This is a genomic window from Kitasatospora sp. NPDC001261 (assembly GCF_042896795.1).
Taxonomy (GTDB): Bacteria; Actinomycetota; Actinomycetes; order Streptomycetales; family Streptomycetaceae; genus Kitasatospora.
In genome coordinates this window covers 151,585-163,386 of sequence record NZ_JBIAXP010000005.1, presented here as the reverse complement: position 1 = coordinate 163,386, position 11,802 = coordinate 151,585, and the positions used below count along the sequence as shown (strand labels likewise).

Sequence of the window (11,802 nt, the reverse complement as noted above, 5' to 3'; positions counted from 1 at the left end):
GCCGACCCTCCCGCGGGCCGCCCGAGCGCTGCCCAGACCGAGTACCCACAGCCCGAGCACCCCGAGGTGGAACGCGTGAGCGAGGACAAGCTCCGGTACTTCCTGAAGCGCGTCACGGCCGAGCTGCACGAGAGCCGCGAGCGCGTCCGCGAGTTGGAGACCGTGACCGGCGAGCCCATCGCCGTCGTCGGCATGGGCTGCCGCTACCCGGGCGGCGTGCGCACGCCGGACGAGCTCTGGAACCTGGTCGCCACCGGCACCGACGCGGTCGGCGACTTCCCCGCCGACCGCGGCTGGGACCCGGGCGAGGCGGCCGCCCACGGCTACGAGACCCGCGGCGGCTTCCTCCCCGACGCGGCCGAGTTCGACCCCGGCTTCTTCGGCATCAGCCCGCGCGAGGCCCTCGCGATGGACCCCCAGCAGCGCTTCGTGATGGAGGTCGCCTGGGAGACCCTGGAGCACGCCGGACTCGACCCGCGCGCCCTGCGCGGCTCGCACACCGGCGTGTTCGTCGGCGCCAGCGCGTCCGGCTACGACTGGTACGCGCGCGAACACGGCCACGACGAGGGCCACCTGGTCACCGGCAGCGCGATCAGCGTGCTCTCCGGCCGGGTCTCCTACACCCTGGGCCTGAACGGGCCCGCCGTGACCGTCGACACGGCCTGCTCCTCCTCGCTGGCCGCCGTCCACCTGGCGGCCCGCTCGCTGCGCACGGGCGAGTGCTCGCTCGCCCTCGCCGGCGGCGTGATGGTGATGTCCACCCCGGTGATGTTCGCCGACTTCGCCCGCCAGCAGGGCCTCGCCTCCGACGGGCGCTGCAAGCCGTTCTCGGAGGACGCCGACGGCACCGGCTGGGGCGAGGGCGCCGGACTCGTCCTGCTGGAGCGGCTGTCGGACGCCCGCCGCAACGGCCACCGCGTCCTGGCGGTCATCCGCGGCAGCGCGATGAACCAGGACGGCGCGTCGAACGGCCTGACGGCGCCCAGCGCGCCCGCGCAGCGCCGGGTCATCCGGGCCGCCCTCGCCGACGCCCGCCTGACGGCCTCCGAGGTCGACGCGGTCGAGGCGCACGGGACGGGCACGGAGCTGGGCGACCCGATCGAGGCCGGCGCCCTGCTGGCCACCTACGGACAGGGCCGCGACGAGGACCGGCCGCTGTGGCTCGGCTCGCTCAAGTCCAACATCGGCCACGCCCAGCAGGCCGCCGGCGTCGGCGGCGTGATGAAGATGGTGCTCGCCCTGCGGCACGGCACCCTGCCCAGGACCCTGCACGCCGGGGAGCCGACCTCGCACGTCGACTGGGCCTCGGGGAACGTCCGGCTGCTCCAGGAACCGGTGGAGTGGCCGGCGGGCGAGCGGGTGCGCCGAGCAGGTGTGTCGGCGTTCGGCGCGAGCGGGACGAACGTCCACGTGATCCTGGAGGAGGCGCCCGCGCCGACGGCCGGGGAGCCGGCGGTGAACGAGGAACCGACACCGGACGAGGAGCGCCCGGCGCCCGTCCTGCCGACGGCGGCGTCGGCCTGGGTGGTGTCGGGCCGCAACGCGACCGCGCTGGCCGGTCAGGCGGGCCGGCTGCGCGAGCACGTGCTGGCGCGGCCGGAGCTGCCGGTGGGCGACGTCGCGTGGTCGCTGGCCACGACGCGGTCGGCTTTCGAGCGGCGCGCGGTGGTCCTGGGCGGCGAGCGCGGTGAACTCGCGGCGGGTCTCGCGGCGGTGGCCACGGGACAGCCCGCGGCGGGTGTGGTGACCGGGTCGGTGGCCTCCGGCGGCGCCGGGCGGACGGTGTTCGTCTTCCCCGGTCAGGGCAGCCAGTGGGTCGGGATGGGGCGTGAGCTGGCGGAGGTCTCGCCGGTGTTCGCGGCGCGGCTGGCCGAGTGTGCCGAGGCTCTCGCTCCGTACGTGGACTGGCAGTTGGACGACGTCCTGGCGGGCCGGCACGGTTTCGAGGCCGCCGATGTGGTGCAGCCGGCGCTGTGGGCCGTGATGGTCTCGCTGGCGGCGGTGTGGGAGGCGGCCGGTGTCGCTCCGGACGCCGTGGTCGGTCACTCGCAGGGTGAGATCGCGGCGGCTGCCGTCGCGGGGATTCTCTCCCTGGACGACGCTGCCAAGGTGGTGGCTCTGCGGAGCAAGACCCTGACGGCGCTGGCCGGTCGTGGCGGGATGCTGTCGATCGCCGAGCCTGTGGAGGGCGTCCGGGCGCGGATCGCCCTGTACGGCACCCGCCTTTCCGTCGCGGCCGTAAACGGCCCGTCGGCGACGGTGGTTTCCGGTGACGCCGACGCGCTGCGCGAACTCGCCGACTCCTGCGGGGAGTCCCCGCGCGCCCGGATGATCCCGGTCGACTACGCCTCGCACAGCGCGCACGTGGACGAGCTGCGCGAGGAGATCCTCGCCGTGCTCCAGGGCATCGCCCCCCGCGAGGTGCAGGTCCCGATGATCTCCGCGCTGACCGGCGAGTGGCTGTCGGGCCCGGAGCTGGACCCGGCGTACTGGTACGCCTCCCTGCGCGAGACGGTCGAGTTCGACCGTGCCGTGCGGATCCTCGGCGAGGCCGGGCACGGCGTGTTCCTGGAGGTCTCGCCGCACCCGGTGCTGACCCCGGCGATCGCCGACAGCCTGGAGGACCGCTCCCCGACCGTGGTGGGCACCCTGCGACGCGACGAGGGCGGCGCCGAGCGCCTGCTGACCTCGCTCGCCGAGGCGTACACGGGCGGCGCCCCTGTCGACTGGGCGGCGGTGCTCGGCGGCGGGACGGCGGTCGAGCTGCCGACCTACGCCTTCCAGCGCCAGCGGTACTGGCCGGCGGCCCCGGCCCGGCCGGCGGGCGCGGCGGGCGTCGACGACTGGCGCTACCGGATCCGCTGGCAGCCCGCGGACGCGGACCCGGCCGCCGTACCGGCCCTGTCCGGCACCTGGCTGCTCGTCGGCGAGGGGGATGTGGCCGACGCGTGCGCCCGCACCCTGGCCGACCACGGCGCGCAGGTCGTCCGGACCGGCGTCGAGACGCTCGACCAGGCCGTCACCGGCCCCGTGTCCGGCGTGGTGTCCCTGCTGGCGCTGGAGGAGGGCCACGACCCGGCGTACCCGTGGATCCCGCGCGGCACCGCCGCGACGGTCGACCTCGTCCAGGCGCTGCGCCGGACCGGCGTCGACGCCCCGCTGTGGCTGCTGACCCGGGGCGCGGTGCAGACCGGACCGGACGAGGTGACGACCGCTCCCGTGCAGACCCAGCTGTGGGGCATGGGCCGCGTCATCGGCATGGAACTCCCGGACAGCTGGGGCGGGTTGGTCGACCTCCCGCCGGAGTTCGACGCGCGGACCGGCGCCCGGCTGGTCGCGGTCCTCGCGGACCGTACGGAGGACCAGGTCGCCCTGCGCCCCTCCGGCACGCTCGCCCGCCGCCTGGTGCGGGCCGAGCCGCGGCCGGCCGGCCGCGCCCCCTGGCGGGCGCGCGGCACCGTGCTGCTGACCGGCGGCACCGGCTCGATCGGGGCCTGCGTCGCGCGCTGGCTCGCCGAGCGGGACACCCCGCGCGTCGTGCTGACGAGCCGTTCCGGCCCGTCCGCGGAGGGGGCGGTGGAACTCGCGGCCGCGATGGCGACCGCCGGGACGGCCGTCGACATCGTCAGCTGCGACACCGGCGTCCGCCGGGACGTCACCGACCTCGTCGCCCGGATCGAGGCCACCGGACCGGGCCTGTCCACGGTCCTGCACTCGGCCAACACCGGCTACCTGGCCCGGGTCGAGGACACCACCAGGGAGGGCCTGGCGGCGGCGCTCAGCGCCAAGGCCGCCGGGGCCACCTACCTGGACGAGGCGACGGCCGCGCTGGACGTGGACGAGTTCGTGCTGTTCTCGTCGATCTCGGCGACCTGGGGGAGCAACGACCACGGCCCGTACGCGGCGGGGAACGCCTTCCTCGACGGCCTGGCCGAGGACCGCCGGGCCCGGGGCCTGCCGGGCACCTCGATCGCCTGGGGCGTCTGGGACTCCCGGGACTGGGACGCGGTCGACGACCTGATGGACCACAGCCCCGGCCGGGTGACGCCCCGACGGCTCCGCCGGCAGGGGATGAACTTCCTCGAGACCGAACGGGCGCTGACGGCGCTGGACCAGACCCTCGCGGACGACGAGACCTTCATCGCGCTCGCCGACGTGACGTGGGAGAAGTTCGCGCCGGTGTTCCGCGCGGCGCGCCCGCGCCCGCTGCTGGACGCCATCCCCGAGGCCCGGGAGCAGGAGGACCGGGGCCCGGACGCCGCCGGGTCGGACCGGCCGGCCGAGGCCACCGGCGAACTGTTCCACGCCCTCGTCGGCCTGACCGCCGCCGAGCGCCGCCGCGCCGTGGTCGAGCTGGTCCGCGCGCACGCCGCCGCCGTCCTCGGCCACGGCTCCGCGGCCGAGGTCCCGACCACGCGCGCCTTCCGGGAGCTCGGCTTCGACTCGCTGACCGCCGTCGAACTGCGCAACCGGCTGGGCGGCGCCGCGGGCGTCCGGCTGCCCGCCACGGTCGTGTTCGACCACCCCAACCCGGCCGTACTGGCCGAGGAGATCCTCTCCCGGCTCTTCGGGGCCGAGGCGGCGGCCGGCGCCGGGCCGGTGCCCGCCGTGGTCGCGGCCCCCGCCGAACCGGTCGCGATCGTCGGCATGGCCTGCCGCTACCCCGGCGGGATCCGGACCCCCGAGGAGCTCTGGGCCCTCCTGGCCGAGCACGGGGACGCGATCGGCGGCTTCCCGACCGACCGCGGCTGGAACACCGAGGGCCTCTTCGACCCGGACCCGGACGCCGAGGGCAAGACCTACGTCGCCGAGGGCGGCTTCCTGACCGGGGCCGCCGAGTTCGACGCCGCCTTCTTCGGGATCAGCCCGCGCGAGGCCCTGTCGATGGACCCCCAGCAGCGGCTGCTGCTGGAGACCTCCTGGGAGGCCGTCGAGCGCGCGGGCATCGACCCGAAGTCGCTGCACGGCTCCGCGACCGGCGTGTTCGTCGGCGCGGCCCGGTCGACCTACCTCGGCGTGGTGGAGGAGACCGCCGGGTCCGAAGGACACCGCATGACCGGCACGGCGATGAGCGTGCTGTCCGGCCGGATCGCCTACGCGCTGGGCCTGGTGGGCCCGGCGATGACGGTGGACACCGCCTGCTCCTCCTCGCTGGTCGCGCTGCACCAGGCCGTGCAGTCGCTGCGGTCGGGCGAGTGCTCGGTCGCCCTGGCGGGCGGCGTGACGGTGATGGCCGACCCGGGCGAGTTCGTCGGCTTCTCGCGCCTGCGGGCCCTGTCGCCGAACGGCCGCTGCCAGGCCTTCGGCGAGGGCGCCGACGGCATGGGCATGGGCGAGGGCGTCGGCATCGTGGTGCTCGAACGCCTCTCCGACGCCCGCCGCAACGGGCACCGGGTGCTCGGCGTGGTGCGCGGCAGCGCCATCAACCAGGACGGCGCCTCCAACGGACTCACCGCCCCTAACGGCCCCTCGCAGCAGCGCGTCATCCGCGCGGCGCTGGCCAACGCCCGGATCTCGGCGGCGGACGTGGACGCGGTCGAGGCGCACGGGACGGGTACGGAGCTGGGCGACCCGATCGAGGCGGGTGCGCTGCTGGCGACGTACGGCCAGGAGCGGTTCGAGGACCGGCCGTTGTGGCTGGGGTCGGTGAAGTCCAACATCGGGCATGCCCAGCAGGCCGCCGGTGTGGCCGGTGTGATCAAGATGGTGCTGGCCCTGCAAGCCGGTGTGCTGCCGAAGACGCTGCACGCGGACGAGCCGTCCTCGCACGTCGATTGGGAGACGGGCAACGTCCGGCTGCTGCGGGACGAGGTGGCGTGGCCGGCGGGCGAGCGGCCGCGCCGGGCGGGTGTGTCGGCGTTCGGCATCAGCGGCACCAACGCGCACGTGATCATCGAAGAGGCGCCGGTCGAGGCGGAGACCGTCCCCGAGGACGCCGCCGAGGACCTCGCGCCGGTCCTGTCGCGCCCCCTCCCGGCGTGGGTGCTGTCCGGCCGTGACGGGCAGACGCTCGCCGGTCAGGCGGGCCGGCTGCGCGAGCACGTCGCGGAGCGGCCGGAACTGCCGATCGGTGACGTCGCGTGGTCGCTGGCCACGACGCGGTCGGCCTTCGAACAGCGCGCGGTGGTGCTGGGTACGGACCGGGAGGAACTGGAGGCGGGGCTTTCGGCCGTCGCCACCGGACAGCCCGCGCCCGGCGTGGTCACCGGCGAGGTCGCCCCGGACGGGGTGGGGCGGACGGTGTTCGTCTTCCCCGGCCAGGGCAGCCAGTGGGTCGGCATGGGCCGCGAGCTGGCGGAGTCGTCGCCGGTGTTCGCGGCGCGACTGGCGGAGTGTGCTGCGGCTCTGGCGCCGTACGTGGACTGGCAGTTGGACGACGTCCTGGCGGGCCTTCACGGCTTCGAGGCCGCCGATGTGGTGCAGCCGGCGCTGTGGGCCGTGATGGTCTCGCTCGCCGCTGTGTGGGAGGCGGCCGGTGTCGCTCCGGACGCGGTGGTGGGTCACTCGCAGGGCGAGATTGCCGCTGCCGCTGTGGCCGGGATTCTCTCCCTCGACGATGCCGCGAAGGTCGTGGCTCTGCGGAGCAAGACCCTGAAGGCGCTGGCGGGTCGTGGCGGGATGCTGTCGATCGCGGAGCCGGTGGACGGTGTCCGCGCCCGGATCGCCCCGTACGGTTCCCGGCTGTCGGTCGCGGCCGTGAACGGTCCGTCGGCGACGGTCGTCTCCGGCGACGCCGACGCGCTGCGCGAACTCGCCGACTCCTGCGGGGAGTTCCCGCGTGCCCGGATGATCCCGGTGGACTACGCCTCGCACAGCGCGCACGTGGACGAGCTGCGCGAGGAGATCCTCGCCGTCCTCCAGGGCATCACGCCGACCGAGGCCCGGATCCCCATGGTCTCCGCCATGACCGGCGCGTGGCTGTCCGGCCCGGAGCTGGACCCGGCCTACTGGTACGCGTCCCTGCGCGAGACCGTCGAGTTCGACCGCGCCGTGCGGATCCTCGCCGACGCGGGCCACGGGGCGTACGTCGAGGTGTCCCCGCACCCGGTGCTCACCCCGGCGATCAGCGACGCCTTCGCGGACCGGACCCCGGCCGTGGTCGGCACGCTGCGACGCGAGGACGGCGGCGCCGGGCGTCTCCTGGCCTCGCTCGCCGAGGCCTACGTCCGGGGCGTGCCCGTCGACTGGGCCGCGCTCCTGGGCGGCGGCACGGTTGTGGACCTCCCCACCTACGCCTTCCGGCGGGACCGGTTCTGGCCGGAGCCCACCGAGGCCCCGACCGTGCCGGTCACCGCGGGCACGCCCGCCGAGGCGGGCTTCTGGAACGCCGTCGAGCGCGGTGACGCCGATGCTCTCGCCGACCTGCTCGGCGTCGACCCGGCCGACCCGGCCCTCGGCGCGCTCACCGGCTGGCGCCACCGCGAACGCGCCGAATCGGCCGTCGCCGGCTGGCGCTACCGCATCGCCTGGTCGGCCCTGCCCGAGCACGGCACCGCGCTGACCGGCACCTGGCTGCTCGTCGGCTCCGCGCCGGACGTCGCCGACACCCTGACGGCCGCCGGCGCCCGCGTCCTCACGGTGCCCGGGGACGGTATCGACACCACCGACCGCGAGGCGCTCGCCGCCGCGCTGCCCACCGGTGTCGCCGACCTCTCCGGCATCGTCTCCGCCCTCGCCCTCGACGACGAGGCGGCCGCGCCGCTCGACGCCCACCCCGGCGTCCCGCGCGGCCTGGCCGCCACCCTGGCCCTGGCCCAGGCCGTCGCCGACCGGCGCGGGGACGGGGACGACACGCCCGCCGCCCCGCTGTGGGTGCTGACCCGGGGCGCGGCCGCCGCCACCGACGGCGAGCCGGCCGGCCCGCCCGTCCACGCCCAGATCTGGGCCCTCGGCCGGACGGCCGCCCTCGCCCACCCCGACCTGTGGGGCGGCCTGATCGACCTGCCGCAGCGTCCCGAGGACACCGGCCCCGCCCTGCGGCGCCTGGCCGCCGTCCTCACGGGCGGCGACGGCGAGGACCAGGTGGCGCTGCGCCCGTCCGGCGCGTACGGACGACGGCTGGTGCGCGCCGCGCAGCCGCAGGCCCCGGCGAACGGCACCGCGTGGACCCCGCGCGGCACCGTCCTGGTCACCGGCGGGACCGGCGCCATCGGCGAGCACGTCGCGCGCTGGCTCGCCGACCGCGGCACGCGGCGCGTCGTGCTGACCGGCCGGCGCGGCCCGGCCACCGAGGGCGTCGCCGCCCGCGCCGCCGAACTCGCCGCCCGCGGCACCGGCGTCGACGTCGTCGCCTGCGACGTCGCCGAGCGCGCCGAGGTCGCCGCCCTGCTGGCCCGGATCGACGCCACCGGCGGCCCGGCCCTGTCCACGGTGCTGCACACCGCGGGCGTCGGCCAGGGCGGCACCGTCGGCGAGACCACCGCGGCCGGGCTGGCCGAGGTGTGCGCCCCCAAGGCGGGCGGCGCCCGCTGGCTCGACGAGCTGACCGCCGACCGCGGCCTCGACGACTTCGTGCTGTTCTCCTCCGGCGCCGCCGTCTGGGGCGGCAGCGACCAGGCCGGCTACGCCGCCGCCAACGGCTACCTCGACGGCCTCGCCGCCGAACGCCGCGCCGCCGGCCGCCCCGCCACCACGCTCTCCTGGGGCCTGTGGGACGGCGGCGGCATGGGCGGCGGCAGCGTGACCACCCGGCTGACCCGCTACGGCGTCCGGGCCATGGCGCCCGAACTCGCCGTCCGCGCCCTCGGCCAGGCCCTGGACGGGGGAGAGGACGCCGTCACCGTCGCGGACATCGACTGGTCGGTGTTCGGCCCGACGTTCACCCTGCGCCGTCCCAGCCGCCTCCTCGCCGACCTGCCCGACGCCGGGACCCGACCGGAGCCCGCGGACTCCGGCCCCGGCACCGGGAGCGACGGACCGGCCGGCACCGGCCTGGCCGACCGACTCGCCGGCCTGCCCCACGCGGAGCAGCTGCGCCGACTCGTGGAGATCGTCTGCGACCAGGCCGCCGCCGTCCTCGGCCACACCGCCGGAGCACTGCCCAAGGGCCGACCGTTCCGCCACCTCGGCTTCGACTCCGTGATGGCCGTCGACCTGCGCAACCGGATCACCGACACCACCGGGCGGCGGCTGCCCGCCACCCTCGTCTTCGACCACCCGACCCCCGCCGAACTCGCCGAGTACCTGCACGGCGAACTCGGCCTGCGAGCCGCGCCCGCCGACGACACCCGGGCCGCCCCCGGCACCGACCCGGTGCTCGACGGGCTCGACCGCCTGGAGGCCGCGCTCGCGGCGGTGCCCGGCGGCAGCGGCGCCCGGCGCGACGTGACCCTGCGGCTGAGGAACGTGCTCTCCCGCTGGCTGGGCGACACCGAGCAACCACGGCAGGACGAGCAGGAGCAGCAGACGCTGGCCGGGCGACTGGACGACGCCGACGCCGGCGAGGTCCTGGACTTCATCAACAAGGAATTGGGGCTTTCGTGATGACCGGTGGTGCGCAGGCGGCGGGCGGCGACAAGCAGCTGCTCGACACTCTGAAGAAGCTCGCCGCCGACCTGTATCGGACCCGCGAGCGCGTCAAGGAACTGGAAGCCGGCGAGCGCGAGCCGATCGCCGTCGTCGGCCTCGGCTGCCGCTACGCCGGGGGCATCACCGGCCCCGACCGGTTCTGGGACCTGCTCTCCGCCGGGACGGACGCCATGGGCGGCTTCCCCACCGACCGCGGCTGGGCGGAGTGGGAGCGCGCCTACGGCAACCCGGACGCGCGCGCCGGCGAGGAGTACGCCCGGGTCGGCGGATTCCTCTACGACGTGGCCGACTTCGACCCCGGGTTCTTCGGGATCAGCCCGCGCGAGGCCCTGGCGATGGACCCGCAGCAGCGGATCCTGCTGGAGACCGCCTGGGAGGCGGTCGAGCGGGCCGGCATCGACCCGATGTCCCTGAAGGGCTCCGACACCGGCGTGTTCGTCGGCGCCAGCGGCACCGCGTACGGCTCGGGCGTGGGCGGCAACGGCAGCGGCGCCGAGGGCTACAAGATGACCGGCGGCCTGACCGCCGTCGTCTCCGGACGCATCTCCTACACGCTGGGCCTGACCGGCCCCGCCGTGACGATCGACACCGCCTGCTCCTCCTCGCTCGTGGCACTCCACCTCGCGGTGCGCTCGCTGCGCTCGGGCGAGTGCTCCCTCGCCCTGGCGGGCGGCGTCGAGGTGCTGGTCATGCCCGACGCGTACATCGAGTTCTCCCAGCAGGGCGGCATGGCCGCCGACGGCCGGTGCAAGTCCTTCGCCGCCGAGGCCGACGGCATCGGCTGGGGCGAGGGCGCCGGCATCATCGCGCTGGAGCGCCTCTCCGACGCCCGCCGCAACGGCCACCAGGTGCTCGGCGTGATCCGCGGCAGCGCCGTCAACCAGGACGGCGCCTCCAACGGCATCACCGCCCCCAACGGGCCCTCGCAGTACCGCGTCATCCACTCGGCGCTGGCCGACGCCGGCCTGACCGCGGCGGACGTGGACGTGGTCGAGGCGCACGGGACGGGCACCACGCTGGGCGACCCGATCGAGGCGCAGGCGCTGCTCGCCACCTACGGGCAGGCCGAGGACCGCGCCGCCGACCGGCCGCTCTGGCTGGGCTCGGTGAAGTCCAACATCGGCCACTCCGGCTGCGCGAGCGGCGTCGCCGGTGTGATCAAGATGGTGCTGGCGTTGCAGCACGGCGTGCTGCCGAAGACCCTCTTCGCCGGGAACCCGTCGCCGCACGTGGACTGGGCCTCGGGCAACGTCCGGCTGCTGAGCGAAGCGGTGGCGTGGCCGGCGGGCGAGCAGCCGCGCCGCGCGGGCGTGTCCGCGTTCGGCGTCAGCGGCACCAACGCGCACCTGATCCTGGAGGAGGCGCCGGCGGGCTCGGGCCGTCCGGAGGTCGTGGCGGGCGCCGCGCCGCGCGTCCTGTCCGGCGAGGGGCTTCCCGCGTGGGTGGTGTCGGGGCAGAGCGCCGCGGCGCTCGCCGGTCAGGCGGGTCGGCTGCGTGAACACGTGGTGGAGCGGCCGGAGTTGTCGGTCGGCGACGTCGCGTGGTCGCTGGCCACGACACGGTCGGCGCTGGAGCACCGGGCCGTCGTGCTCGGCCCGGACCGGGACGGACTCGCCGCGGGGCTGACGGCCGTCGCCACGGGGCAGCCCGCGCCCGGCGTGGTCACGGGCTCGGTGGACGCCGCGGGTGTGGGGCGGACGGTGTTCGTCTTCCCGGGGCAGGGGAGCCAGTGGGTCGGGATGGGGCGTGAGTTGGCCGCTTCGTCGCCGGTGTTCGCGGCGAAGCTGGCGGAGTGCGCTGCGGCTCTCGCTCCGTACGTGGACTGGCAGTTGGACGACGTTCTGGCCGGGCTTCACGGCTTCGAGGCCGCTGATGTGGTGCAGCCGGCGCTGTGGGCCGTGATGGTCTCGCTGGCTGCGGTCTGGGAGGCGGCTGGTGTCGCTCCCGATGCCGTGGTCGGTCACTCGCAGGGCGAGATTGCCGCCGCCGCTGTGGCCGGGATTCTCTCCCTCGATGACGCTGCCAAGGTCGTGGCTCTGCGGAGCAAGACCCTGAAGGCCCTTGCTGGTCGCGGTGGGATGCTGTCGATCGCGGAGCCGGTGGCGGGTGTCCGCGCCCGGATCGCTTCGTACGGTTCCCGTCTGTCGGTCGCGGCCGTGAACGGTCCGTCGGCGACGGTCGTCTCCGGTGATGCGGACGCGCTGCGTGAACTCGCGGACTCCTGCGGGGATTCGCCGCGCGCTCGGATGATCCCGGTGGACTACGCCTCGCACA

At 75.9% G+C, this 11,802-nt stretch carries 2 protein-coding genes (1 of these 2 only partly in view); both read left to right on the top strand.

Features of this window, described 5'->3' with window-relative positions; all coding sequences use genetic code 11:
• Positions 1–75: 75 nt before the first annotated feature.
• Complete coding sequence (locus tag ACFY4B_RS09040; RefSeq protein ID WP_387966997.1) at positions 76–9,483, top strand: type I polyketide synthase; 9,408 nt, start codon at positions 76–78, stop codon at positions 9,481–9,483.
• On the top strand, positions 9,483–11,802 hold the beginning of the coding sequence (locus tag ACFY4B_RS09035; protein ID WP_387967071.1) for a type I polyketide synthase. Its footprint extends 15,956 nt past the window's final position; 2,320 of the gene's 18,276 nt are visible here — the first part of the coding sequence; its start codon is at positions 9,483–9,485; its stop codon lies off the right edge, out of view. The genes ACFY4B_RS09040 and ACFY4B_RS09035 overlap by 1 nt, the downstream gene beginning before the upstream one ends.